We start from the raw sequence: 23,757 nt of genomic DNA on the forward strand, positions 1-23,757 counted from the left end.
GATCCAGGCCGGTACCGTTTTTGTACCATGAGGACATGGCTATGAATCTCCGTGTTCCTGAAGACCTCGATCGGCGGCTGGAGAAGTTGGCTGCCGAGGAGCACACGTCCAAGTCCGCGCTTCTGCTGGAGGGTGCTGAGTTGGTTCTGCAGCGTCACACGCGGCGCCGTGAAATCAGCGAGGGCCTTGATTTTGTAATGAGTCATGATGCTGAGTTGCTGAAGCGCCTTGAGGGCGCGTGACAGCGTACCTGGACATTGAGGACCCTCTTCAGGTAGTTGATCGGTACGGGCTTCCATATCCGTCATGTCGGGTTGTTGGCCTCGGCATTGGCCAGGCTGGCTACGGTTGTCATGCGCGCGGAAGCCTATCCGGAATTGGCGGTGAAGACGGCCGCCTTGTGGGAGTCGGTCGCCCGGTCCCCGTCCACTCGTTGATGGCAACAAATGGACGGCATGAACGCTCATGGTGTTGCTGCTGTGGATCAACGGTTACCGGCATGGTTTAACAACGGATGCAGGCTTCGACCTCGTCGTCGGGGTCGCCGCGGGCACTGCCGACTGTTGTGTGGCGGGTGTTCCAATACCCTCCGGCGTTGTTGATCAGCACATTGATGCGGGGGAGGGTGAGCAGCTCGTCGGCGAGCCGGCGTACCTGGGTTTGGGAAGACAGGTCGGCAACAAAGGCGTCCACCTTTCCGCCGCCGGCCAAACGCAGTTCTTCGGCGGTTTCTTGCGCGCGTTTGGTGTCCCGGCCGATGATGACGACGTGGGCCCCCATCAGAGCCAGACCGTGGGCGGTTGCCTTGCCGATGCCTCCGGTTGCGCCGGTGACGACCACTGTCCTGCCCGCCATGGGTCTCATGTTTTTGTTTTTCATGACTGTGCTCGTTCCGGGTAGGGCTGGCTGGTGTCGGTGTAGCTATTGAGTGTTTCTGCGATGGCCTCGTCCAGGGGCGTGGCTGTGACGCCGAGCCTTGTGGTGATTTTGCTGCTGTCAACGATGAAGGGTTCTTCGAACTGGTACTGCATTTCGAGGAGTTCACGCACGACGGGGCTGGTGATGGCCAGAGCGCGCAGGAGAAATGGCGGGACGGCGCGGATCCTGGTTCGCTGTTGGCCTGCCTGACGGTAGATGGTGTCAACGAGTTCCTGGGTGCTGCGCGTGTGGGGGTCGTTGGGCAGGTGCCAGATTTGGCCGGGCGCGTCCGGGTGTTCGCCCAGGACGGCGAGGCCTTCACCGATGTCGGGAATGTAGGTGTAGGTGTGGGGTTGGTGCCGGTCGCCCAGTACTGTGCTGGTTTTTCCGGCCAGGGCTGCCGGGAAGACGCGGTCGCCGAGGTTCGATTGTGCTCCGCCGCGCGGACCGAAGTAATCGGAGGCGCGGCCGATGGCTACTTCGACGCGGCCTGCATGGTGGGCGTGCAGGAGTTCCTCAGCCATCGCGGCGCGGAGCCGGCCCTTGATCGTGTGGGCATTGTTGGGTCGGTCTTCGGTCAGTGGGCGTCCTGCCGGGCGGCCATACATGTAGACGTTTTCCATGCTGACCAGCCGGGCGCCTGTGGCTTCCGCCGCCGCAAGCACTCCGGTCTGCAGTGCGGGGAATTGTGCGCTCCACAGGTGGTAGGGCGGGTTCATCGTCTGATAGATAACGGTGGCACCGTGGGCTGCGCGGGCGGCGAAGACGGGGTCGGCGGCGTTTCCGGCGATGACTTCCACACCCTCGGGCACGGTGGCCTGCCCGGACCGGTTGACCAGACGGACGGTCCGGCCTCGCCGCCGGAGGGCGTCGAACGCGGCCAGCCCGATGGCACCGGTACCGAAGATGACGTGGAGCCCGGTATTCATGACTGAACCTTTGCGTTCGTGGGGGACATGGCCGGCTTGTTGAGCAGCGGGACGGGTAGCAACCGGTTCAGGATGAGGCCGGTGATCGCGGTGACGAGGAGGGCTCCGCTGGCGCCGAAAACGATGAACTGCTGATCGACAGCGATCCTGGCCAGCGTGGTTACTGTCCAGCCGAGGCTCCATAGTGCAGGCATGGCCGCTGCCCAGATCCAGCGGTGCCGGCCCACCTGCCGTGGAAGGGCACGTGCCTGGGCGAAACCCAGGACGAGCCCGTTGAGTGCGCCCATCAGGGCAAGGTCAGGAAGGGCGGTGCCGTAGCCTGCGGCCGCGGCGCCCAGGGCCAGTCCGGCGCCCATGCCCAGGACGGTCGCCGGGATCCAGGCCAGGGGCCGGACCCTGTGGCTGCTGGTCAGTGCCTGCCCGTTACCGATGATGAGTCCGGCGGTGGCCCCACCGATGACCGCAGAAAGCGGGTCGTCGATGCGGCCACTGATCATGGTGCCGGCGTATCCGCCGATTGGCAGTGCCAAGAAGCTGGTGGTCCAAAGCAGCCAGGCACGGATCGTGCTTGCCCGCGAAGTCGTTGTGTGGGTCATGATGTCCGTTCATTAGGCCATACCGTGCTGGGCAGGATGTAAATGCGTGGTGAGCACAGGCCTTGCAGCCACTGAACGCTTTATGAGAATGCTGATACCGAGCCCTGCAACCCAGAGGCCCCAACCTGTGCTGCCGAGAAGGCCGGCGAGGTCCCAGACGGGAAATCCCGGGACGGCGGTGGCGAGGATGTCGCCCTGATTGAGCAGATAGATGCTGGAAGTGATGAGGCCGGCGGCGCCGATCCATCGGGGAAGAATCCCGCTGCGCAGGATCACGATGCTGACGGCGGCGGACCACCCGATCACCAGCAGCTGGCCCAGGTGCTCACCCAGTAGTGCACCGCCGAACTGGTGCTGCGCTGTCCAGGCAGCGGCCACCGCAGCCCGCGTCTGCCCGTCCCCTGTCGCGTAGGTGCTGGCCAGTGCCGGGACGACGAACACCCAGCGCAGGAACCCGATGAGTGACAGGAGTACCGAGGCAGCCCCGGCATAGGTGGCAACCTTCACAATGGGATTCCCCTGCAGGCCGAGAGCTGCCGGCAGAAGCAGGATCGGGATGGCGAGGAGCCCGTAGGTCCAGGCCGCCGCGAACCAGGCCCACACGAGGGCGGGGCCGCCGGCGGTAAAGGCAGGCAGCACCACCTCGGCCGGCTCCCGCAATACGTCCGGCCAGTCAAACATCACGGACAGGGCTGTGGCCGCTGCCGCGAACGCGAGGGCACTGAAGGCAAACAGCCCACCGGTGGTGATGCGAAGTTTCGTGGTTGGCGCGGTGTTCATGGCGGTCTTCCTGCCTATTTCTGTACGGCGTGCAATCTGGACGCTGTACAAATAGTGTACGCTGTACAGAGGAAAGTCAAGAGAGGAATTAATGACGACGCAGGCACGCAGTTCGAAACCGGGGCCCCGCAGGACCCTGACCGAGAACGCGATCATGGACGCAGCCCTTGACCTTCTCGACGAGGGCGGAGTTAATGCCGCTTCCGTGCGGGGGATTGCTGCCCGGGTCGGGGTCGCCCCGAACGCCGTCTATACGTACTTCCCCGATAAGGCGGCAGTCATCAAAGCCATTGTTGAGCACCTGCTGGGGCAGGTTGACCTGGCCGTATTCTCGGACCGCAACGTTCCGTGGCGCCAGCGCATTGAATCCCTGGCGTTGGAACTCAGGGAGCGGCTCACCGCCCATCCGGGAGCGGTGAACCTGATGATCGGCGGGCCCATGGACGGCCCGCGGGCTCTTGCCCTGAACGAACACCTCATGGAAACGCTTCGGGATTCCGGGCTCGACGCCGGCGAGGCCGCGAGGGCGTCCTACCTGCTGATCGTCTACGTCTTCGGCTCGATAGCCCTCGAGGCGGCAGAGCTGGGTGATGGGCCCAGGGGAATTTCGGAAGCGGAGAAAATTGCCTCCCGCCTGGAGGGGTTTTCGGCAATACCGGCCACCAGCTACCCCCTCTCCGCTGAAGCGGCAGCGATTATGGCCACCTACGTCTCTACCCAGCAGTACAGATGGGGACTTCACAAAGTGCTCGATGGGCTTACCCGAACGTAAGCGCCGTCAGGCGGTTCGTCCCCAACTGTCCCCGGGAGTCAGTACGTAGCGCTTCCAGACGTAGTCCCAGGGGGTCACGGCCAGGATGGCGACAACGAAGAGGATGCTGAAGAGCATGTCGGCCGTGGCGGTGTCCATGTCGTTGGCGAGAAGGTAGGGCAGCGCTACGATCCCCAACCACAGCACTTTCCAGATTACCTCGAACAAGAGGATCGGCAGCATCCCGATGGGATATCTGAGGCCCAGGAGTGCCAGGAGCGACATCGCTGTCAGGAGGCAGACGATCACTCCGTCAGGCACGGGCATGGAAGCGGCCTGGCGGAGGAGGGGCCATTTGACGATGATGAGGCCCACTGCCATCAGCAGGTAACCGCCCCGCATCAGGTTCAAGCGGAAGGTAGGCAATCCAACGCCTGCGTGCGGGTCCCTTTGGGCGTTCCTACTTCCTTCGGTGGCGGTGGTGGTCAGCACGATCGGGCCATTCATTGCGTGGCCGTGGTCCTGTTTCATGGTTGGTTTCCTCTGTGCTGAGGGTTGCCCTGCCGGGTGCTTGAGTAGCCAGTGGCGTCTTTTCCTCCTCCGATAAGGACTGCGACGCCGTCGTGCAGGTCCAGGAGGGCCAGTAGAAGCATGAACGCCGACTTTCCTGAGCCGCTCTTACCGACGATGGCCAGGGATTAACTGGCACAAATCTGAAGCGAAACTCCCCTTAGGGCGTCCAAGCGCATGGTGGCGCGCCCGTAGGATCGGCTGATGTTCCGGGCCGGGGGCAGGGGCGTGTTCATGGCATGTCTTTTCCGGGAACCGGGGAAGAATCGGTGGGGACCCGGACCTGGCGGCCCCTGATGAGCAGCCAGAACATGAGTGCTACTTCGCCGCCGAAAACAAACACGGCGAAGCCAAGCGGGAAATCAGGGACGAGGATGGTGGCGAATCCATCAGCGAGGTAGCCCAGTCCGGCGATGGTGAGGAGGACGCCGAAGATCCTTGCCATGAACCCGGACCGGTCGGCCAGGTAGCCGATCAGCAGCAGGTGGACGGCGAAGAGGACCAGCCCGACTTTCCAGGTGGCATCGAAGGCGTCCAGCATACGCACCGCCTGCCCACCGTCGTTCTTCAGGAGTGCGGGCACTTCCAGGAGCCGGCAAATGGCGACGAGGAAGACCGCTGAGTAGCTGAGCCGGAACCAGGCCGCCATCATCGATAGGCCCCGGTCCACGGACTCGAACACCTCGAACAGCGCTGCGGCGACGATGACGTCCAGAACGACGACGGCGACCAGGGCGGCTACGCCCATGCGGAACAGTGCTTCTGAAGCGGAGATATCCGCGACGGTTTTGGCTGTGTCCCCTGTGGTGATGAGGTTTTCCAGGATACCGAAGTTGCCCCAGGCGGACAGTACCGCCATGAGCAGCAGCGCGGTTCCGGCAACCAGGCTGGGTGCACGCAGGGATTTGGTGAGTCGGTTGCCGGTGGCGTCCAGGGAACCGTAGGGTGCTGATACTGACATGGCGGGCTTCTCTCTTAGGCTAGTGGGGCTTGGATGGTGATGGAGATTTTTCCGCGGGCTTTGCCGGCGTCGAAGTAGCGCATGGCGTCCGGGACCTGCTCTAAGGGGTAGGCCCGATCGATGACCGGTGTAAGGGTGCCAGCTTCGATAAGTCCAGTGAGGTGCTCGAGGTCCGACGCGCGTTGCTTTGACGTGATCATGGTCAGCCGCTGGGTGATGAACGGGTTGAGGGCCAGGGCCCGGAGCTGCCGGTCCATGCTGCCGGTCCAGGATCCGCCTTCCTCCCCGCCGGTGATGACAGCGGTTCCCTTAGGGGTAAGGGCGTTGCGGAGACTGGCCAGGGTGGGGTTTCCTGCGATGTCCAGAATCAGGTCGTATCGTGCGGTGCCGTCAGCGAAGTCCTGACGCGTGTAGTCGATGACGTGGTCGGCCCCGAGGGAGCGAATCAGGTCCATTTTGGCGGTGCTGCCCACGCCGGTGACCACGGCCCCGGCCGCCTTGGCCAACTGCACGGCATAGCTGCCGACCCCGCCTGAGGCGCCCAGGACCAGCACCTTCTGCCCCGGCGTTATGGGGCGGGCGGCGCGGAGCGCCTGCAGGGCGGTGCTGGCCGAGACCGGAACGACCGAGGCTTGTTCGAAGGTCAGGTTGGCAGGTTTGCGGGCGAGTTTGTCTTCCCGGGCGGCGGCGAACTCAGCGAAGGGACCTTTTCCGAAACCGAAGACTTCGTCCCCGACCGAGAACCTGGTCACGGCTGCCCCGACTGCCGTGACCGTGCCGGCAAGGTCCAGCCCCGGGACAGGGTTTTTAGGGGCGCGGGTGCCGTAGACCAACCGCAAGGCGTAGGGCAGTCCGGTGGTGACATGCCAGGTGCCCCGGTCCAGTCCCGCCGCGTGCACACGGACCAGAACCTCTTTTTCGCTAATGGCGGGGCGGGCAATGTGCGCCAGGTGCAGGACATCGGCGGGTCCGTAGGCCTCCTGCACTATGGCCCGCATGGGCACTTCCCCTGCTGACGCTGGGCGTCCTAACAGACCTTCTGTGACGCTCTGATCCGGTGAGGTCATGGCCGCTCTCCTTAGATGCTGGATTGAAAGCGCAATTTCGTACGCTGTACGGTTATGGTAGCGTACATAGTACTAAACCGATACGGCTGGGAGTCACGATGTCAGTCAGCACGCAAAACCTGCCCCCGAAACGCATTCCACTCAGCCGGGAAAGGGTACTCAGATACGCCCTCGACCTCGCCGATGAGTCGGGAATCGCGTCTTTAACCATCCGTTCCCTCGCGAACAGCATGGGGACGAAGCCGATGTCGCTCTACCACTACGTGGCCAACAAGGATGAGATCCTGGACGGCATCGTGGACATGGTCTTCGACGAAATAGAGCCGCCATCCCCGGCGGGGGACTGGCGTGACCAAATGCACCGACGGGCGCACGCAGTGCGGGCTGCGCTCAAGCGCCACCCCTGGGCCGTGGGGCTGCTGGAGGCCCGCGCATCTCCTGGGGCTGCAACCCTGCGCCATCACGAGGCGACCCTTGCTACCCTGCGGTCCGCGGGATTCTCCGTGCAGATGACGGCCCACGCCTACGCGCTCCTCGACAGCTACATCTACGGAGCAGCCCTCCAGGAAGCCGCCCTGCCCTTCCATGGCCCGGACGCCGCCGTCGAGGTGACCGCCTCGATTGTTGAACGCTTCTCAGGCGGGCAGTACCCCCATCTCGTTGAGATCGCCACTGAGCACGTCCTCAAACCCGGGTACGACTTCGGGGACGAGTTCGATTTCGGGCTGAACGTCATTCTCGACGGGCTCACACGGGCGATCCCCAGCAGCGGCAAGGACCAGTCGCAGCAGACGACGTAAAGGAACGAACACCCATCACGGCCGAACCGTGTGGTGAAGAGCGGAGGGCGAATACTCGACCATCCGGCTTCCTGCGATTGGCCGGCCGATTCCCAGGAGTGACCACGTCCGCGGAGCCTATGGATCCCAAAAGCAGGTAACGACAGGGAGGTGCCCTGCAGCTGGAGTCGAAGGAACACGGCGAATGCAGGCCCGGCACTTCAATGGGTCCCCGCGGCTTATCGCGCAGCCCGTACGCCGTCGACTGGTACCGCCGCGCTATGGCTTTGTCGTACTTAGTACGGTATGCTCAGCGTACAAAGTACGAAGAGCTCCTTACGCATCTCTTCCATGAACCAATCTTCAGGACCTTCCGGGGATGATCCGGAACCTCCCTACACGGAACCCCGTCCAAGCGGCCAAAAGCGCGACTAAGACTGGCCGGCGACTGTCATTCGGCAGGGGACCCGTCGAATTCCCGCCGGACCGAACCTGCACACCACCCCCAGCCAGACATTCCCGAAAGAAGAAAGCCATGTCAGCCTCAATGCCGAGCGGATACCTCCGGCAACCCAGCATCCCTAAGCGGCCGTTAACCCGAAGCGTGCGGGCGACAGCCCGGATCGTCGGGACACTCTTTCTTGCGGGCTTCCTGACCTACGGGATCGGCAACGCCATCGCAACGAATCTGGCCGGGTCTGTTGACCAAAGCTCCAGAGCAATGCTCGTCGTCGGCGCCGCGCTCATGCTCACCAATTCCTTCGTCGTCATTGGCATCGGCGTGCTGATGCTCCCCATCCTGCAGCCGCACAGCAAGGCCGTTGCCTTGGGGTATCTGGCCACCAGGATCTTTGAGGGCATCGGCCTCGCCGTCGGTGTCGGCTGCCTGCTGTTACTCAACGGCTCAGCCGCGATCTCCGGGAATTTCGTCGCCTACAACGTCGCAATGTCCGGACTTGGAATCGGCAGCCTATTCTTCTGCGCGGTCCTCTTCCGCTCAGGCCTGACTCCCAGATTCCTGGCGGGATGTGGCTTTGTTGGATACGCGTTCTTTGCCGCCGGCTCGCTGTTGGAGCTGTTGGGCGTCAAAGGTGCGGGTCTCATCGGAGCTGTTCCCGGAGGGCTATTTGAAGTGGTCTTCGGTATCTGGCTCATCGCCCGCGGTTTCCGCCACGCCGGGACGGTCGTTGACGGCGGTCCGATACACAGGCGCATCGCGTGAATATCAGCCCCACTGAGCCACACCCCCGGCGGTAACGGTACCTGTCCGCCCCTCTCCCTATCGCGTGTTCGTACTAGGTACGGTATGTTGACCGTACGCAGTACGAAACCTGTGCTGTGGCGGGCGGTTAATCCGGTCGCCGGCTCTTGGCACTCCAACCGTGAGCCCTTTATGAAAGAAGCAAGCCATGTCCACGTCAATGCCCGACAATCCTGCCCGCGGGCCCAATTCACCAGTAGCCAGAATGCCCGCGCTGCCCATGGCCATCCTGATGCTGGGGGTCCTGCTCGGACTCGCCGCGGTGGGTGCGCTGTCGGCCTACCGTTCGCTTCCGCGGGAAATGGATGGACTCACCACCGCGCTCCTACTAATCGGCACGGCGGTACTCCTAATTCTTCTGGGAGCCGGGAGCCGGGGGCCCGGGACGAGGGATCGCGCCCGGGGCCTCGCAGGTGGCCGACCGCATTGGGAACGAACCGTCCGAACTTACCGGGCACCTTGACCCGGGGCTGTCGAGATGGCTCTGGCTGGCCAAATGGATCCTCGTTATTCCCCACTACATCATCCTTGCCCTGCTGTGGGTCGCATTCCTGGTCGTGACCGTGGCAGCTGGCTTTGCGATCCTGTTCACCGGCCGCTATCCGGCCTCGCTCTTCCAATTCACCGTCGGAGTACTCCGCTGGAACTGGCGCGTGACGCTTTATGCATACGGCGCCCTTGCCACGGACCGCTATCCGCCCTTCACCCTCGCCCGCAGCGACTATCCGGCGGAATTGGACGTTGCCTACCCGGTGAAGCTCTCGCACTGGAAGGTACTTTTCAAGTCCTGGCTGTTCGCCTTGCCACAACTACTCATCGTCACCGCCCTCACAGGAAGCGTGTCATCGTCATCGACGGCGAGCATCTCAGTGCTGAGCCTGCTGGCATGCATCGCCGCAGTCATCCTGCTCTTCACCGGCGTTTACCGTCTTGGGATCTTCGACCTGCTGATGGGCATTAACCGTTGGACCGTGCGGACCATCACGTACGCGGCCTTGATGAGTGACAAGTACCCTCCGTTCCGGCTCGACCAAGGCCGCGCTCGATCCTCCAACGAACCCTGCTGGGTCTCCCACACCTGCATGATGCCGACCGGGGCCACGCGGTGACCAAGCCTGGTTGCAGCACAACCACAAGGGGACTCTGGGGGGTTCCTGGACCGACTCAACCCGACGAGTGCGTGAGCGCACCCACCAGAGAGCGACACCATGACAGCCGAAACCATTCCCCGCTCCCGTCCCAAGCCACCCCGGGCCCGATGGCTTGTACCCTCCTCCCTGATACTCCTTAGCCTCGTCCCGATCATCGCCGGCGGACTGCGCCTGACCGAACTATCGGGAGGTCAGATCACACCGGATAACGCCGCGTTCTTCGACTCGCCCATCCCCGTCCTGATCCACATCCCCACCGTCACCGTGTACCTGGTGCTCGGGGCGTTCCAGTTCGTTCCCTCGCTTCGCCGGGGCAAGCGCGGCAGGACCAGTTGGCACAAAATTGCCGGACGCACTCTTGCCCCCACCGGTCTGCTCGCCGCCCTGTCCGGCCTGTGGATGGCAATCTTCTACGACCTCCCACCCCTTGACGGGCCGCTGCTGCTCGCCCTCCGCCTGGTCTTCGGCTCCGCAATGGTGGCCTTCATTGTCCTGGGATTCATCGCCGTGCGGCGCCGGAACTACGTCCGGCACAGTGAGTGGATGTCCCGGGCATACGCCATCGGCATCGCCCAGGGAACCATCGTCGTAGTAACCATCCCCTGGATCCTGCTGATAGGACCATTTGACGAACTCACCCTGGCGCTACTGATCGGGGCGTCATGGGTTCTCAGCCTCGCCGTAGCCGAGTACTTCATCTACCGCCGCGCCCACGGACCCGGACCGGCGTCCGGCCCTTCTGCCCGGCCCGCCCAGCCCCCGCCCAAAGCTGCGTAACGTCGGGCCGGTTCCGGCCCTCGCGTCACGTATCTTATGAAGTCCCCACCTGTACTGCTCGGTAGTAAGGTAGGTGGCCATGATTTTTGCTGCGGCAGCGGATAACGGAAAGCCACGGGCCCCGGCAACGCATCCGCGGGCCGGACCACCAAACATCAAAGGATTCTGACCATGTCACAGCCCGCCGCATCCTCACTGCCCCTGAATCATCATCCCCGGACAGTTATACCCGGGAAGGACGGCCCGGCCGGCGCGGTTTTGCCGACCTTCCGCCTGCACATGATGCGGGGCGGTTACCTGCTGATGGCAGTAGGGCTCATCATCGTCAAATGGCCCCTGCTTCTCCAGGCAGCGTCAATGCCGGTAATGGACGGCGTAGTCGTCTGCATTCTGACAGCGATGTCGCTTCTGGCGCTCCTGGGACTCAGGTACCCCATCGGAATGCTCCCGATTCTCATGTTCGAAGTGATCTGGAAAGTGCTCTGGCTGGGAATCGTAGCCCTGCCCCACCTCATCGCCAACGACATGGACGAGGCCGCCTCCGACATGCTCTTCAGTATTCTCTTTGTAACCGCCATCCTGGCCGTGACGCCCTGGGACTACGTGTGGAAGCGCTTCGTGAAGGCGCCCGGGGACAGCTGGAGACGAACGGCTGGATAGGTTGCCTCCAACCATGACGACCAAACCGTAACCCCTGCCCTACAGGTGGCAGGTCAGCAAAAGACCGTCCGTCAGCCAGGTCATCGCCTCATCCTTGGATGTGAAAAACCGGGTCAGGTGAACGGGGTTATGTCTTGCTATGTAGAAGCTGGCTAGTACTGGGCGTTCACAGTCCACATTGATGATCACCCGGGCCGAGCATTTCGCCCTGCCGACTCGGAATGGGCCGTTGGCACCAGTCGTGGCAGCCGTACACTGTCTGCAGAGGGGAGGCGGTCATGGCGGGCCCACTGCTTGAGAGCAAGCTCCGCGTCCCCAGACGGCGACGGGGTCTGACAGAGCGTCCGAGGTTGAGCGAGCGTCTGAACCGTGGAGCGGAGTCCACGTTGACGCTGGTGTCGGCTCCGGCCGGCTTCGGTAAGACGACGTTGCTGACGGAGTGGCTCGCATCCACTTCCGCTGATGGATGGTCGGCGGCGTGGCTCTCGCTTGACAAGCGTGACAACGATTCCACGATGTTCTGGACGTACTTCATCACGGCGTTGAAGACGGCGTCCGATGGGGTTGGCGCCGCTGCGCTCTCGCTCCTGCAGTCGGCGCAGCCGCCCATCGAAGCGGTGCTCGCCAGCCTGCTCAATGACCTCCACGCCGTCTCGAACGATGTGGTCTCGGTTCTCGATGATTATCACGTTATCGATGCACCCGATATACACGACGGGATTGCTTTCCTGCTGGAGCACCTGCCACCGCAGGTGCATCTCGTAATCGCCGGCCGAGCCGACCCGGTGTTGCCGCTGGCAAGGTTACGGGCACGGGGCGAGCTCGTCGAGATCCGCGCCGCCGATCTGCGATTTACTGCGGACGAGGCGGCGGCTTACCTCAACGGCGCCATGGGATTGGAGCTGACGGCAGGGGATATAGTAGCGCTGGAAGGACGCACCGAAGGGTGGATCGCGGCGCTCCAGCTCGCTGCGCTTTCGATGCAGGGTCGCGAAGACCTCGCCGCCTTCATCGCAGGCTTTGCCGGGGACGACCGATACATCGTCGACTACTTGGCCGAGGAGGTCCTGCAGCGCCAACCAGAGGATGTCCAACGCTTCCTGCTCGAAACCTCCATCCTGGATCGGCTTACCGGCCCGCTGTGCGATGCCGTCACCGGACAGGACAACGGCAAGCTCAGGCTCGTGGAGTTGGAGCGAGCGAACCTGTTTCTGGTTCCCTTGGATGACCGCCGTCAGTGGTATCGCTATCACCAGCTTTTTGCCGACGTTCTACGGGCACGCCTGCTGGAGGAGCCCGGCGAAGAGCTCCCGGTTCTGCATCGGCGGGCGAGCACTTGGTACGAACAGAATGGTCAGGCCTTCGATGCTGTCCGCCATGCCGTGGCCGCGAAGGATTTCGATCGGGCGGCGCACCTCGTCGAGCTAGCGGTTCCCGCCATTCGGCGGAACCGGCAGGAGGCCGTGCTGCGCGGCTGGTTGAAGGTGCTCCCGGACGATGTGGTCCGCGTCAGGCCCGTGCTGGGCGTGGGGCTGGTCGGGACGTTGGTCGTAAGCGGCGATGTCGAGGAAGCCGAGGCCCGGCTGCGGGAGGTCGAACGGTGGCTGAAGTCACCGACGGATACGAGTAAGGAAATCCAAGGCCGATCAGCGGAAATGGTCGTCGCCGACGAGGAGGAATTTCGCCGCCTTCCCGAGACGATTGAGGTGTATCGGGCCGCGCTGGCGCTGGGCCGGGGCGATGGATCCGGGGCGGCGGGTCATGCCCAGCGTGCACTTGAGCTTGCACCTGAGGGGGATCATCTCAGCCGTGCCGCCGCATCCGGCTTGCTGGGACTCGCCTACTGGGGGCGTGGGGAGCTCGAGGCAGCCCATCGGGCGTATGCCGAATGCATGGCCGGCCTGCACCGTGCACGGCACCTTGCCGACACCTTCGGATGCGCGATCGCGCTGGCGGACATCCGGCTGGCCCAGGGACATCTCAATGACGCCATGCGCACCTACGAACGGGCCCTGGAGCGCGTCCCTGAACAGCACGGATCGGCTCTGCGGGGGACAGCCGACATGTATGTGGGCATGAGCGGGGTCTGCCGGGAGCGCGGCGACCTGCAGGGCGCAGCCCGGCTCTTAGTGCGCAGCCAGCAGCTCGGTCCCCTCAGCGAGCTGCCGCAAAATCTGTATCGCTGGCGCGTCGCGATGGCTCGGATCCGGGAGGCGGAAGGAGACCTGGCCGGAGCGCTCGACCTCCTGGCTGAGGCTGACCGGCTCTACGTCAGCGATTACTTCCCCAATGTTCGTCCGGTGCCGGCTTTGAGAGCACGGACCTGGGTCGCGCAAGGGCGGTTGGGGCAAGCGCTCGGCTGGGTGCGGGAGCGGGCCCTGACAGCGGAAGATGAACTCAGCTACCTTCGCGAGTTCGAGCACATCACTCTTGCCCGGGTGCTCCTTGCCCGGCACACAGCAGAGCGCTCAACGCCCTCCCTTGACGAGGCAATCCGACTGCTGGGCCGCCTTCTGCAAGCGGCAGAGGATGGCGGGAGAACGGGAAGCATCATCGAGATCCTCGTGCTTCATGCGCTTGCCGACCAGATGCGAGGGGACATCCCGGCGGCGCTGGCATTCCTGCAGCGAGCCGCAGCGTTGTCCGAGCCGGAGGGCTACGTTCGTATTTTCGCTGATGAAGGCGCACCGATGGCTTCACTGCTCAGGGCGGCTGTGAAACAACGGACAGCCCCGGGCTACCTCCGCCGGCTCCTGACGGCAATGAACAACAACACCGAAGAGACCGCACCCGTCAATCAGGGCTTGATCGAGCCGCTGAGTGAACGCGAGCTGGACGTTCTCCGGCTGCTCGGAACGGACCTCGACGGTCCGGGCATCGCTCACGAACTCACGGTGTCCCTGAACACGGTGCGGACGCACACCAGTCATATCTACGCCAAGCTCGGCGTGAACAGCCGTCGCGCAGCGGTCCGCAGGGCCGAAGAACTGGGCCTGTTGTCCTGATCCAGCGACCGGCCAGCCCGGGCCGCCGCGGATGGACGGAATATGGCATGACAAGGCCCGGTGAATAAATCACCACGCTAATCACCATGTGTGATGACGCGTGGTCATTAGGTCTCCTTCTACCGTTCGATCAGGACAACGAAACAGCCGCAACGCCGGCTGAGGTCCATCCAGTCGGACACAGTGAAAGGAGCGCCGTGAGCGAAATACCGACCGGCCATCACCACAACTCCGGATGGTACGACATTCGACTCGAAGGCCACCTGGATTCCCGGTGGACTGCCTGGTTCGACGCACTGAGCCTGACGAACGAAAACGACGGCACCACAATCCTCCACGGCCACGTGGCTGACCAGGCCGCACTGCATGGTCTGCTCCAAAAAGTGCGCGATATCGGCCTGCCGCTGATTTCTGTCACTCAGGTTGAACCCGACAAGCCCGAGTCCACCACAGAGCCCCGATAGCTCATGCTTCCCAGGCATTCCACGAAGGAGAGCGACACCATGACAAGCATCGACCCTTTAGCAGCAACGAAACGAGTCCCGATGGGCTCGCTGCGAAAGACCGCGCTGGCCGCGGGCGTGCTCTACCTGATCACCTTTATCTCGATCCCGACACTCGCTCTCTACGGTCCGGTGCGAACGGACCCTAACTACATCGCCGGACCGGGACCGGACACCGCCATCATCTTCGGTGGCGTCCTCGAGATCATCGTGGCCCTTGCTTGCATCGGCACTGGCGTCGCGCTGTACCCGGTGATCAAGAGGCAGAACGAAGGGCTCGCGCTGGGCTTCGTCAGCGTGCGGGTACTGGAGGCCGCCACCATCTTCGCCGGTGTCGTGGCCCTCCTCGCCATTGTGACCCTGCGGCAGGCCGGAGCCGGAGCAGATGCGTTGATCACAGGGCAGGCATTGCTCTCCCTGCACACCTGGACCACGGTCCTCGGACAGGGCTTCCTCCCGGCCCTGAACGCCCTGCTGTTGGGCTCCCTGATGTACAAGTCGCGGCTGGTGCCGCGGATTCTTCCCATGCTGGGATTTATTGGAGCGCCCCTGCTCGTCGCTTCTGTTGCCGGAACGCTGTTCGGACTCTGGGGACCAGTGTCCATACTGTCCGGGATCGGCGCACTCCTGCTTGCGCTCTGGGAATTTTCGCTGGGCATTTGGCTGGTCGCCAAAGGCTTCAGGCCCAGTCCCATCACGACAGGAATGGCGCCTGCCGTCACGACGCCCGCCCGCAGTGACGCCCCCGCCTAACGATCAAAACACCCGCATCCTGAAAAGGATCAGATCTAAATGCGCACTTTCACATCCAATAAGGAAACTGACCTGTCCTGACAAAGGATGCGCCAGTCCCATCGCCGCAATCCGCTACACCCCCACGAAAGAAGAACCCCATGTTGACTACCACCAGCCCAACTCTCGACAGACAAACACCTGCCCCGTTTCCGGTCCGCCTCGCAGCAGTTACGGGCCTGGCCGCAGCCGCGGTCCTGTTCGTCAATGCGGCCAAGCGTGCCGAACTGATTCCACTCAATTCAGCGACGCAGCTTGCTGCGCCCCTGGCACAGGCACTCGCAATCATTCTGGTCATCGGTCTAGCCGCGGTTGCCCTGCGCCAATCATCAAAGTTTTCCGCGGTCGCCCTCGTGCTGAACGTCCTGGGACTCGCCGCCGCGACCGGTGTGGAATGGGTGATCAACCTGGTATTTGTCCGACTCGACCCCTCCCAGATCGCTACGTTGCGGGCAGGTCCGCTCGGAACAGCCTTTGTGGCAGCCTCAATGATCTTCCTACTCGGATCAATCCTGTATTCTCTGGCGCTGCTACGGGACGGCAAAGCACCCCGGATCCCAACAATCGCCTCCGGCATCGCAACCATTCCAATCGCGCTACGCAACTTCGTCCCGGAGCTGGCACTTGATCTGGCCCTGGCGCTACTGGGCGCCTCGGTCGTCTGGCTCGCCCTCTGGATGCTCCAAAGCAGGTCAGCAACCACTGCCCACCAGTTGAATGCGGTGTCACCAGCAGGAGAGGAACCGAATTAATTCCCCGTCAACCGGACCGCGCTCACAGCGGCCTAAGACCCCGAGTCAACAAAAGCCGGGGCAGTCCCGGGAACGGCATTACTTCCTTAGAGGACACATTGAAATCCCTCTTGTTGATGCACCCGGTGAAGTCTTTAGTTGGTCTGCCTGGGTCTCACTCAGCCAAGAAAGCGTCCAGAAAATAGCAGACCACTGGGATGACCCCGCGCGAGCCTCGATGCCCCCTGTGTTCGGCTGGCTATGCAACGAGCTGCCCTACGACCAGCCCACGACGTCCCTAGCAACGCACGTACACAACAGGGAACCAGGAGTGGTTCCCTGTTGTGTACTCGACCCGTCCATCGACCACCCTTTGGTTAGAGAACAACAGACGGGAATTTCGCTGCATCGGCTGGCCCAAATCAATCAAGCGTTAATGGGCTAGGTTTCAACAACAATACGGCCGCTGGGAGCCCATGAGGCGTCCGGTAAGGGATCGGCTTACCGGACAGCTCCCGGAACGTCTCTATGAGAAGCTTCGCTGATGGAGCACCCTTCGTTGCTTGGGGTGGTGTTGCGAGGCCCGATGGTGAAATCATGCGGGTGTGGCGATCTTCCAGCGGTTCCAGGCGAAGTATGTGGGACGCACAGGCGCGCCCGTAGGCGTATTCGTCGCGGTGGACCATCTACGCCGCACGGGTCGACTCAGCGAGGAGGAAATATACCGCTACGCCCTAGCCGATGCCTGGTTCCAGGAGAACCTGCCAAACCCCCCATTCTATGGAGATGGGAACTCCATTGGCGCGGTCACATGGTTCAGAGAGCACGCTGACGGTATGACAGGCCCCCTTAAACCCCTCCTTGACATCCTCGATGCAAAGAACGTCGCATGGGAGCGCAAAATTTCAGGTGATCCTGGCCAGATCGTTTACCAAGACCAATGGCAGGTGGGCGTCATCCCTTCATTACGGCTGGCCATGACACCACTGCCCTATCCCGGGAAGCCTGGACCAAACGACTGGTTCCAAGTACGCGAACACTACCTGCAGGTTTCCGGGATGCAGCAATAGCTGAAGCGCTTGGCCCGTAAGCGGATCCCCCACAGGGCGCTGCATCACTGCAGCACGGTTGTCACATATGGCAAGGCTTTCGGGCGCATCAAGCCGGTAAAGTGCGGTTCATGACATTGGGGGATGCCGTACCAAACCTTTCTCGCCGGCCCTGGGCGTTCGCTGGGGTCTGCGTGATGATCGCCTCGCTGACGCTGCTGGTGTTTGGACTGTCCCAGGTGCCGGTGATACAGCTCCTGCCCTGGTATGTGGTCGCATATCTCCTGATCGGTGCGTGCATCTTCGTCCCGACTGGGAGGCGTCCGTCGCTGCGACAGGCCGCGGCATTCCTGCTGCCTGGTGCCCTGCTCGTGGTCCTGGCGTTGCTGAACTTGGGCCTCTGGGCCGGCGGCTGGCTTCTTGGACTGCCCGCCTGGGGGCTGCTGCTGAGCCGATGGACACCAACGAACCGTCTCCCCGTGCTGCAAGTCCTGAAGTTCTTGGGCCTGCTGGTGCTCGGCCTGCTCATCTTCACATTCAACGTGATCTTCGTGGTCTTCAGCCCTGGATTATTCGTACTGCCGATCATCCCCTTGGTCCGGCTAGCCTACCCCGAGTATCGCGCCAGACCGTTGCAGGCCGGCGTGGAGGTTCTGCTGGGGCTCGCGGTGGTGGTGGTTGCCTTTGCGATTCCCACCCCGGAAGGATCTTGGTCGTCATCCTGGATTGAAGCGGGAGGAGCCGCGACAGCCGGCCTCATGATGGCATTCTGGGCGCGCGGGCTCCCGCGCCGCTCCAGGCGGATACGGCTCAACGACGGAGCCATCGTCTAGCCCAGCCCTTACGGACCTCATCGGCGCCCGGCTAAGGAATCCTTAGAAGAACGTTGACGCCGGCTGATTCACAGTTTCCTGCCACGACGGTCCCACTCTGCTCTCCGCCTTTCTTCATCGACCCAGAAAATGGCATCGTTTCGACGGACACGGAGGAGGTAAAGGAAATAGACCGCATTGGCCAGGACGACTGCACAGTAGATCCACAGTGCAGCGATGTCCCTATCAACGGCAGTCAACCTCCAGATTGCCAGGACGGAGAAACAAAGAACCATCAGGCCTGATGACCAGACGGAGAGACGCCAACTGCCACGCGTCATTCTCGGCTGAAGACGCTTACCCTCCGGCTCTGACATGGCCGCAGCCTACAACAGCGGTCAGCAACACGATAGGCCACCCAATTCACTGCATTCCTCTGAACACAAGCGCCGGAAGCCGGTGGCCCTACCGGCGTCTCAAGCGCCCGGTGGAGGGATCCTCTACCGGACGCCGTGAGGAAAACGTGATCAGCTTTAGCATTGTGGCGCTCTTTCCCGCGGCATACTCTTGAGCCTGATCGGGAATTGGGGTGCGGTCGAATGGCCGAAAAAGTCAGACTGTCATCATTGGCGCTTACGCTATCGGCTGTCCTGTGTGCGTGCGCAGGTCCCGCCACACCGGTGACTAAAGCCTCCCCGGAAACACCAATCCCCGCTGCTTCGGGCATGCCAAGCCGGCTCTATACCCACTGCGGAATCAAGGAATTGCGCGTCGAGGACACATTCTTCATTGCCGAAACACCATTGGACGACGGTCAGGGCAATCCACCTCCGGGATGGGGAAACCCCCATCAGGACGGCGTTGTGACCGTGTCCGGTTCAAAGGCTGTATTTCGGGACGACAATGGCCACATCGTCACCTTCCTTGTTCGTCCCGGTGCCACAGGCTTTCTCAATATCTGTTCCTGACAGGCGATATGCCGCCCGACAAGGGATCCTTCACCGGGCGCTCCGCGGAGAGGATAACCAGACCAGCCTTCCAGTGGAGAATCAGTCTTATGGCCGGAGCGACTACACAAGCGACCTCCGAGGCCACCAATAGCGAGACGCATCCTTGATTGGCCGGTCGGGCCAAGGCCCAGAAGGAGCCGGCACATGTGTCGGCTCCTTCGCCTTAAGGTGCCCTAGTTACTCCGGCCGCGGGCGGCCTACGCGGAGATGCTTTCCGTTAGCGCCCGGCTGTACTGCTCGGGAGTGCTTCTGACTTCAGCAGAGACAACCACGTGCCGGCGGGTTATGCGCCGCGCAAAGTAACCGCGATAAGGCAGAACGATGATGCTGTCGATGCCGCTTTCCCATGCTGGGATCAGCGCCGGAAAGGACCTGTCGTTCGGCGTCTTGAGGGAATTTCGGGACGAGACCTTGATCCCAAGCCTGATAGGCGTCACTATCCAAGCCTTCCCATTCGTACTGCTGCGTCCAGAAAGGAGGAATAACAGGATTGAGGCCAAGAGCTGGGTCTGTCAGCTCCCGGAACTCGGCAGAGGACGTGGGATGGCGCGATGGATCCTCAATCTCAAACCACTGCCACGCCTGATTCCACGATTCCTTCCACCGCCTTTCCCACTCGGCTCGACCAGGGGACGCCGGAAGGCTCGAACGACCTGTATTCGGCACAGGGGCGAGTTCGGGCAGCTCCACGTCTCCAGCGATGGACCACGCGTGCCGGATAAAGAGCAGCAGGGTCAGATTGTGAGGGTCGTCCGTGACCCTGATCAGCATGTCTTGAGGCCAAGGATTGCCTGGTCTGGGCTTGCTCCACTGCATATTCGTCCCCCATCGAATTACGGCCTTGATGCCGTGATAGGCACAGCCTTCCACTTAATAAGCCGGTTGCCTACTGCGCCGCTAGAGCGCTCGTTAGTCCATCCCCTATCGAACGCAGGAGCGCCCGTTAGGCCATCCTTTACCGGACGCGGCGTCCGCTCAGCCACCCCCTGTCGGGCACTGCGTCCGTTGGGCCACCGGCTTACGGGCGCCAATCTCTACAGCCCAAGGGGAATGTCAGCGATCGTCGAAAAGAAGCCGGTCGCAAAAAGCAGGTGCGCATCCGTCCTCAGGCTGCAAATGTTCGAACTGGTCCGAAGACTCATTCCGCACCTTCGGCCTCTGGCATCACGACACTGAGAACACTTGAAGCGCATTCGGCCAAACGACCACATAGCGTTCTCCATCTGCCGGCCTATATGCCGCCCGTACACTGGGCCATCGCGGATCAGTGCCCAGTGACGTCATCGCGTGCTGAAAAGCTTCTAGCGGTCGGTCGGTGTGGATAAATATGTTCATCTCGCCGGCGCCAAAGTCGTGCCCATCTACGACGCCGTATGCATCCAGGAGATCGGACTGAAGCAGAGCCCCCTCCATCGAGATGAGCGCATCAAAGTCCGCTTCAGATGTTGCTGGCCACTGCAAAACGAGGATGTATTTCCGGATCCCCTGTTCGTTGGACATCGCACCACCCCGAGCATTCGCCATGTGTGGAGTCTTTCACTTCTTGCGTCAGCATTGAAAGCTTCCGGAGGTCGACAGCTCGCCTGACTTGAAGTCGTCCGATAAGGGATCGCCCACAGGGCGGAGGGTCAAAGGCGCAGTCGTGAAGCCGATTATCCTGCTCGGGTCGACGGCGTGCTCACGCACCTCCGCAACGGCACCCACCTCCATGGCCGCGATCCAGGCTGTCCCAGCAGTGCCAGCAGCCCCGGCCCCGCAGCCCAGCAACTTGCGCGCCGATTTCTGGACGTATTCCTGGTCTTTGGGGGCGTAGTCACGCACCTCACCGAGCGTCGGTGAGAAGGCATGGATAACACCGTCCAGGCCAATAGCGCGGGCGTGCCTTCTATTTGGTCCGCGTCAAGCCAAGTAGACAATGTGTAGCAGGTGGTCGGGCAATGGGACAAAATTCCCATCGCCCGGGACTTCGCAAAACTATTAGTATTCGTAATAAAAAGAAGAAATGACCTTGATGAAGGGTCCGGTGACATACCCAGTAGATTACTGATAGCGCATTGTCATTTATTGAGGGCTTCTTTGTGCGGCGGAGGGGGCGGGCGTCCCGTTTAGTTATGTTCGTGGAGCTATTGCGCGCATGCCATTGACCGAGGTTGGATCGCCGCCTTGATAAATTCTTGAGCATTTCGTGAGTACTTCCTGCGCCATTCTTGAGGAACGCAGGCGAAGAGGGAGAACTTTCGCTCTGGATCGCGGGCACAAATTCCGAAAATCGAGGGCAAAGTCTGTTCCAGCACTGCGTTGCAGGGTATGTTCTAGCCGGGGGACGATCGACGGCCGACAGGTGCGGTAGCGCGGGAAGCCCCGCGTAACCAGCACTCAGAAAGGTCCGTCATGTCCTACCCGCAAGGCTCCAGCCAACAACAGCCCTACCAGTACCCGAATTACCCGAACGTGCAGCAGAACAACTCCTTGGAACATTTTCAGGGCTCGAAGTTCAAGGAAAAAGCGACCATCTTCGGTGTGATCGGCTTCTTCATTCTTGGTATAGTCTTCGGCCCCCTCGCGATCTCGAATGCAAGAAAGGCAGAAGCGCTGCACCACTCGGCCACCCTTGGAAAGATCCTAGGCTGGATCGACACAATCGCTGGCGTCATCTGGCTGCTGGTCGTCGTGCTCATCATGGCGAACGCCGGTAATCCTTAGAATTAGACCTACATAAAGGAAGGGCTTTATCGCTTCCGGTGGAGTCCTTCTTTTTTGAGTCGCTGGGTTACCGGCCGGCCGAGGTTGAGGTGATCCCATTGATGGTGATCCCGACGGGTATCCGCACCTCCGGGAACCACAAATCGCACTGGACCTGATCCCCGGGTTCGCGGCTGATCCGGTCCGCGGGATCAGCCGGAGCATACTCGGGCCGGATCCTTGCCACGTTCTCCCGGAACCAGGCCGGAGACCCCGACCAGCCCACCCGCTCAGCCAACACGGTAGCCGGCATCCGCGGATTCTCCAGCAGCAGCGCACGGATTGCCGGCTCGATCGCCTTGATCCCGGACCCCTGCGGCGCACGCACGTACGTCGGTGGACCCTCCGCACTGACCGCCTTCGCGACCGTGTTCCGGGAGATCCCCAGCCGCGCAGCAATCGACCTCATCGACTCACCCTCGGCAAGATGCAACCGCCGAATAAGCGCCCAATCCTCCACTGTGATCACCCACCCAATCGTTTGGAACAGGTGGCTCAGCTTTCAACCGTCACGATGGCTCAGTTTTCGACCGTCACCGACAGTTCGAGAGCCCTCCTACAACGAAGTCCAGACCCCCAGACATTCCGTTGTCAGATTGGGGTGTACCTCTGGCTTACGCACCTCCACCCCCGGGCGCGGAGGGCCCTATGCCAAGCGGGCATTACGGGCTGGACGGTAAGACCTCTTAGTCGTTGGCTGTGTGGTAGCCACCAAACTAAGAGGTCTTTCCGTATTCACGATGTAACGAACGTCCTGACCCAGTACAGCTGGTGCGCGATCGGCTCAGGCGGACGCTTACCCGTCACTTTTGCACACGGCAGGCTAACCAGCGAGACCGTGCGTAGCCGTGCCTGGAGACACGGTCGCGGCCGTGAGGACGGCCGTCTCCCGCTCGCCCTGCTGCACTTCGTCGAGTTCCTTGAGCGTGTACTTTTTGGTCTCTTTGGCGGTGAGGGCTGAGATCCCTGCCAGGACCATGAACCCGAGTGCGACCATGGACGGCCCAACCCAATCTTTCAGATCGGGGCCAGCGAGTGCTGTCGAGAGAACGGGGCCGATGACGCCCGAGATGGCAAAGCCGATCTGGGTGCCCAGGGCGAGGCCGGAGACGCGCAGCCGGCCGGGGAACATCTCTGCGAAGAACGAGGGCCAGGACGCGTTCACCATTGAGTAGAAGAGGGAGTAGTTGATGATGCCAAACAGGAAGATCAGCGACCAGTTGCCGGTCGTGATTGACCACAGGTAGGGCACCATGGTGATGCCTGCGCCGCCCGTTGCGATGAGGAACATCGTTTTGCGGCCGATCTTGTCCACAAGGAATCCTGCCAGGGGCGTGACTCCGAGGGCGATCACTGCCGAGACTGTGGTCGTCAGGAGCATGGTTGGCTTATCCAGCTTGTACCCGGCGGTACCGAATGCCACCGAGAAGGTCTGCATCATGTAGCTCGTGCCCGCGATGAGCGCACAGAATACAATCCGCAGCACCGCGCGCCAGTGGAAGCGCAGAAGATGCCGGAGTGGGGCGACGTTCACCTTGGCAGCCTGGGCCTTTACGAACTCGGGCGGCTCCTGGATGTGGCGGCGGATCAGGTATGCAGCGACGACGACGATGGCGGAGGCCCAGAACGGAAGCCGCCAACCCCAGGTCAGCAACTGCTCCGAGGGCATGGCCGGTAATTCCTGACTTTGGCGTCAAAACTGTGCTGCGGTGTCGAGGCGGGAACATCGAGTCGTTAGTCAATCTCTTGTGCGGTAGCCCTCGGATGGTCGTTTGTCCTGTCACATTTTCTAATTAACAAACCAGCGGCAGCCATCATGTATTTGGTCGGGATCGCTGAAAGCGGGGGAGCCGCCCAGGTCCGAGCAGAGGAACGTGGCGGATTACCCTTTCCACCTCTAATTTTGGGCGAGA

Annotated in this window: 25 protein-coding genes and 1 pseudogene; 16 read left to right on the plus strand and 10 right to left on the minus strand. The window is 62.0% G+C overall.

Annotation, left to right across the window (positions count from 1 at the left end):
* The first annotated feature begins 35 nt into the window (after nucleotides 1–35).
* Nucleotides 36–242, plus strand: a complete 207-nt coding sequence (locus tag ACTHQS_RS09610; protein WP_440168115.1) for a ribbon-helix-helix protein, CopG family — start codon at nucleotides 36–38, stop codon at nucleotides 240–242.
* Between the two features lie 262 nt (nucleotides 243–504).
* Here ACTHQS_RS09610 and ACTHQS_RS09615 read toward each other — a convergent pair whose 3' ends face one another.
* The 4 genes from ACTHQS_RS09615 to ACTHQS_RS09630 are packed head-to-tail and all read right to left on the minus strand — an operon-like array spanning nucleotide 505 to nucleotide 3,223.
* The gene (locus ACTHQS_RS09615; RefSeq protein ID WP_440168117.1) at nucleotides 505–855 is read right to left on the minus strand and encodes an SDR family NAD(P)-dependent oxidoreductase; all 351 of its coding nucleotides are present in this window, start codon (nucleotides 853–855) and stop codon (nucleotides 505–507) included.
* Nucleotides 856–875: 20 nt separating this feature from the next.
* Nucleotides 876–1,847, minus strand: a complete 972-nt coding sequence (locus tag ACTHQS_RS09620) for an NAD-dependent epimerase/dehydratase family protein (RefSeq protein WP_440168118.1) — start codon at nucleotides 1,845–1,847, stop codon at nucleotides 876–878.
* Nucleotides 1,844–2,443, minus strand: coding sequence for a hypothetical protein (locus ACTHQS_RS09625; protein ID WP_440168119.1), 600 nt, complete (start codon nucleotides 2,441–2,443; stop codon nucleotides 1,844–1,846). The genes ACTHQS_RS09620 and ACTHQS_RS09625 overlap by 4 nt, the downstream gene beginning before the upstream one ends.
* A gap of 12 nt (nucleotides 2,444–2,455) precedes the next feature.
* Nucleotides 2,456–3,223, minus strand: coding sequence for a DUF4386 domain-containing protein (locus ACTHQS_RS09630; RefSeq protein WP_440168121.1), 768 nt, complete (start codon nucleotides 3,221–3,223; stop codon nucleotides 2,456–2,458).
* Between the two features lie 91 nt (nucleotides 3,224–3,314).
* Here ACTHQS_RS09630 and ACTHQS_RS09635 point away from each other — a divergent pair, with 91 nt between their 5' ends.
* Nucleotides 3,315–3,995 carry a TetR/AcrR family transcriptional regulator gene (locus tag ACTHQS_RS09635; RefSeq protein ID WP_440168122.1) on the plus strand — a complete coding sequence of 227 codons (681 nt, stop codon included), beginning with the start codon at nucleotides 3,315–3,317 and terminating at the stop codon, nucleotides 3,993–3,995.
* 6 nt (nucleotides 3,996–4,001) lie between these two features.
* Here ACTHQS_RS09635 and ACTHQS_RS09640 read toward each other — a convergent pair whose 3' ends face one another.
* From ACTHQS_RS09640 to ACTHQS_RS09650, 3 genes are all read right to left on the minus strand, one after another.
* Complete coding sequence (locus ACTHQS_RS09640; protein ID WP_440168124.1) at nucleotides 4,002–4,505, minus strand: hypothetical protein; 504 nt, start codon at nucleotides 4,503–4,505, stop codon at nucleotides 4,002–4,004.
* A 271-nt stretch (nucleotides 4,506–4,776) separates the two neighbouring features.
* On the minus strand, nucleotides 4,777–5,505 hold the full coding sequence (locus tag ACTHQS_RS09645; protein ID WP_440168125.1) for a DUF4386 domain-containing protein: 729 nt from the start codon (nucleotides 5,503–5,505) through the stop codon (nucleotides 4,777–4,779).
* Between the two features lie 14 nt (nucleotides 5,506–5,519).
* Complete coding sequence (locus tag ACTHQS_RS09650) at nucleotides 5,520–6,503, minus strand: NAD(P)-dependent alcohol dehydrogenase (protein WP_440168127.1); 984 nt, start codon at nucleotides 6,501–6,503, stop codon at nucleotides 5,520–5,522.
* 167 nt (nucleotides 6,504–6,670) lie between these two features.
* Between ACTHQS_RS09650 and ACTHQS_RS09655 the strand changes: the two genes are divergently transcribed.
* From ACTHQS_RS09655 to ACTHQS_RS09715, 13 genes are all read left to right on the plus strand, one after another.
* Nucleotides 6,671–7,372 carry a TetR/AcrR family transcriptional regulator gene (locus ACTHQS_RS09655; RefSeq protein WP_440168129.1) on the plus strand — a complete coding sequence of 234 codons (702 nt, stop codon included), beginning with the start codon at nucleotides 6,671–6,673 and terminating at the stop codon, nucleotides 7,370–7,372.
* A 514-nt stretch (nucleotides 7,373–7,886) separates the two neighbouring features.
* The gene (locus ACTHQS_RS09660) at nucleotides 7,887–8,573 is read left to right on the plus strand and encodes a DUF4386 domain-containing protein (RefSeq protein ID WP_440168131.1); all 687 of its coding nucleotides are present in this window, start codon (nucleotides 7,887–7,889) and stop codon (nucleotides 8,571–8,573) included.
* A 452-nt stretch (nucleotides 8,574–9,025) separates the two neighbouring features.
* Nucleotides 9,026–9,721, plus strand: a complete 696-nt coding sequence (locus tag ACTHQS_RS09665; protein WP_440168133.1) for a DUF4389 domain-containing protein — start codon at nucleotides 9,026–9,028, stop codon at nucleotides 9,719–9,721.
* 99 nt (nucleotides 9,722–9,820) lie between these two features.
* On the plus strand, nucleotides 9,821–10,540 hold the full coding sequence (locus tag ACTHQS_RS09670; protein ID WP_440168134.1) for a DUF2306 domain-containing protein: 720 nt from the start codon (nucleotides 9,821–9,823) through the stop codon (nucleotides 10,538–10,540).
* Between the two features lie 171 nt (nucleotides 10,541–10,711).
* A complete protein-coding gene (locus ACTHQS_RS09675; RefSeq protein ID WP_440168136.1) occupies nucleotides 10,712–11,200 on the plus strand; it encodes a hypothetical protein in 489 nt (162 codons plus the stop codon).
* 350 nt (nucleotides 11,201–11,550) lie between these two features.
* Nucleotides 11,551–14,205, plus strand: coding sequence for a LuxR C-terminal-related transcriptional regulator (locus ACTHQS_RS09680; protein ID WP_440168137.1), 2,655 nt, complete (start codon nucleotides 11,551–11,553; stop codon nucleotides 14,203–14,205).
* Nucleotides 14,206–14,402: 197 nt separating this feature from the next.
* A complete protein-coding gene (locus ACTHQS_RS09685) occupies nucleotides 14,403–14,669 on the plus strand; it encodes a hypothetical protein (protein ID WP_307427566.1) in 267 nt (88 codons plus the stop codon).
* 39 nt (nucleotides 14,670–14,708) lie between these two features.
* The gene (locus tag ACTHQS_RS09690; protein WP_440168139.1) at nucleotides 14,709–15,461 is read left to right on the plus strand and encodes a DUF4386 domain-containing protein; all 753 of its coding nucleotides are present in this window, start codon (nucleotides 14,709–14,711) and stop codon (nucleotides 15,459–15,461) included.
* Nucleotides 15,462–15,601: 140 nt separating this feature from the next.
* Nucleotides 15,602–16,252 carry a hypothetical protein gene (locus tag ACTHQS_RS09695; RefSeq protein ID WP_440168140.1) on the plus strand — a complete coding sequence of 217 codons (651 nt, stop codon included), beginning with the start codon at nucleotides 15,602–15,604 and terminating at the stop codon, nucleotides 16,250–16,252.
* Nucleotides 16,218–16,676 (plus strand): DUF2199 domain-containing protein, encoded by a 459-nt coding sequence (locus ACTHQS_RS09700; protein ID WP_440168142.1) that lies wholly within the window; start codon nucleotides 16,218–16,220, stop codon nucleotides 16,674–16,676. Before ACTHQS_RS09695 ends, ACTHQS_RS09700 begins: the two co-directional genes overlap by 35 nt.
* A gap of 160 nt (nucleotides 16,677–16,836) precedes the next feature.
* A complete protein-coding gene (locus tag ACTHQS_RS09705; protein ID WP_440168143.1) occupies nucleotides 16,837–17,301 on the plus strand; it encodes a hypothetical protein in 465 nt (154 codons plus the stop codon).
* A 110-nt stretch (nucleotides 17,302–17,411) separates the two neighbouring features.
* A complete protein-coding gene (locus ACTHQS_RS09710; RefSeq protein WP_440168145.1) occupies nucleotides 17,412–18,113 on the plus strand; it encodes a hypothetical protein in 702 nt (233 codons plus the stop codon).
* Nucleotides 18,114–18,691: 578 nt separating this feature from the next.
* Nucleotides 18,692–19,060 carry a hypothetical protein gene (locus ACTHQS_RS09715; RefSeq protein ID WP_440168146.1) on the plus strand — a complete coding sequence of 123 codons (369 nt, stop codon included), beginning with the start codon at nucleotides 18,692–18,694 and terminating at the stop codon, nucleotides 19,058–19,060.
* Nucleotides 19,061–19,299: 239 nt separating this feature from the next.
* Here the strand turns inward: ACTHQS_RS09715 and ACTHQS_RS09720 are convergent, their stop codons facing one another.
* Nucleotides 19,300–19,539: a hypothetical protein gene (locus ACTHQS_RS09720; protein WP_440168147.1), complete on the minus strand. Its 240-nt coding sequence runs from the start codon at nucleotides 19,537–19,539 to the stop codon at nucleotides 19,300–19,302.
* A 1,954-nt stretch (nucleotides 19,540–21,493) separates the two neighbouring features.
* On the opposite strand from ACTHQS_RS09720, the gene ACTHQS_RS09725 reads away from it, so the two are divergent.
* Complete coding sequence (locus tag ACTHQS_RS09725; RefSeq protein ID WP_440168149.1) at nucleotides 21,494–21,805, plus strand: hypothetical protein; 312 nt, start codon at nucleotides 21,494–21,496, stop codon at nucleotides 21,803–21,805.
* 115 nt (nucleotides 21,806–21,920) lie between these two features.
* Here the strand turns inward: ACTHQS_RS09725 and ACTHQS_RS09730 are convergent.
* Together ACTHQS_RS09730 and ACTHQS_RS09735 are read right to left on the minus strand one after the other, a co-directional pair.
* A pseudogene (locus tag ACTHQS_RS09730) lies at nucleotides 21,921–22,304 on the minus strand (IS21-like element ISMyma9 family transposase); the annotation flags it as partial.
* Nucleotides 22,305–22,667: 363 nt separating this feature from the next.
* Nucleotides 22,668–23,513 (minus strand): MFS transporter, encoded by an 846-nt coding sequence (locus ACTHQS_RS09735; protein ID WP_440168151.1) that lies wholly within the window; start codon nucleotides 23,511–23,513, stop codon nucleotides 22,668–22,670.
* Nucleotides 23,514–23,757: the final 244 nt, after the last annotated feature.

Source organism: Arthrobacter sp. SAFR-044 (genome assembly GCF_051965175.1).
Classification (GTDB): Bacteria; Actinomycetota; Actinomycetes; order Actinomycetales; family Micrococcaceae; genus Arthrobacter.

Coding starts and splice junctions, on each gene's coding strand:
- ACTHQS_RS09610 (WP_440168115.1), top strand. CDS start 36: ATGGCTATGAATCTCCGTGTTCCTGAAGACCTCGATCGGCGGCTGGAG.
- ACTHQS_RS09615 (WP_440168117.1), bottom strand. CDS start 855: ATGGCGGGCAGGACAGTGGTCGTCACCGGCGCAACCGGAGGCATCGGC.
- ACTHQS_RS09620 (WP_440168118.1), bottom strand. CDS start 1,847: ATGAATACCGGGCTCCACGTCATCTTCGGTACCGGTGCCATCGGGCTG.
- ACTHQS_RS09625 (WP_440168119.1), bottom strand. CDS start 2,443: ATGACCCACACAACGACTTCGCGGGCAAGCACGATCCGTGCCTGGCTG.
- ACTHQS_RS09630 (WP_440168121.1), bottom strand. CDS start 3,223: ATGAACACCGCGCCAACCACGAAACTTCGCATCACCACCGGTGGGCTG.
- ACTHQS_RS09635 (WP_440168122.1), top strand. CDS start 3,315: ATGACGACGCAGGCACGCAGTTCGAAACCGGGGCCCCGCAGGACCCTG.
- ACTHQS_RS09640 (WP_440168124.1), bottom strand. CDS start 4,505: ATGAAACAGGACCACGGCCACGCAATGAATGGCCCGATCGTGCTGACC.
- ACTHQS_RS09645 (WP_440168125.1), bottom strand. CDS start 5,505: ATGTCAGTATCAGCACCCTACGGTTCCCTGGACGCCACCGGCAACCGA.
- ACTHQS_RS09650 (WP_440168127.1), bottom strand. CDS start 6,503: ATGCGGGCCATAGTGCAGGAGGCCTACGGACCCGCCGATGTCCTGCAC.
- ACTHQS_RS09655 (WP_440168129.1), top strand. CDS start 6,671: ATGTCAGTCAGCACGCAAAACCTGCCCCCGAAACGCATTCCACTCAGC.
- ACTHQS_RS09660 (WP_440168131.1), top strand. CDS start 7,887: ATGTCAGCCTCAATGCCGAGCGGATACCTCCGGCAACCCAGCATCCCT.
- ACTHQS_RS09670 (WP_440168134.1), top strand. CDS start 9,821: ATGACAGCCGAAACCATTCCCCGCTCCCGTCCCAAGCCACCCCGGGCC.
- ACTHQS_RS09675 (WP_440168136.1), top strand. CDS start 10,712: ATGTCACAGCCCGCCGCATCCTCACTGCCCCTGAATCATCATCCCCGG.
- ACTHQS_RS09690 (WP_440168139.1), top strand. CDS start 14,709: ATGACAAGCATCGACCCTTTAGCAGCAACGAAACGAGTCCCGATGGGC.
- ACTHQS_RS09695 (WP_440168140.1), top strand. CDS start 15,602: ATGTTGACTACCACCAGCCCAACTCTCGACAGACAAACACCTGCCCCG.
- ACTHQS_RS09700 (WP_440168142.1), top strand. CDS start 16,218: ATGCGGTGTCACCAGCAGGAGAGGAACCGAATTAATTCCCCGTCAACC.
- ACTHQS_RS09710 (WP_440168145.1), top strand. CDS start 17,412: ATGACATTGGGGGATGCCGTACCAAACCTTTCTCGCCGGCCCTGGGCG.
- ACTHQS_RS09715 (WP_440168146.1), top strand. CDS start 18,692: ATGGCCGAAAAAGTCAGACTGTCATCATTGGCGCTTACGCTATCGGCT.
- ACTHQS_RS09725 (WP_440168149.1), top strand. CDS start 21,494: ATGTCCTACCCGCAAGGCTCCAGCCAACAACAGCCCTACCAGTACCCG.
- ACTHQS_RS09735 (WP_440168151.1), bottom strand. CDS start 23,513: ATGCCCTCGGAGCAGTTGCTGACCTGGGGTTGGCGGCTTCCGTTCTGG.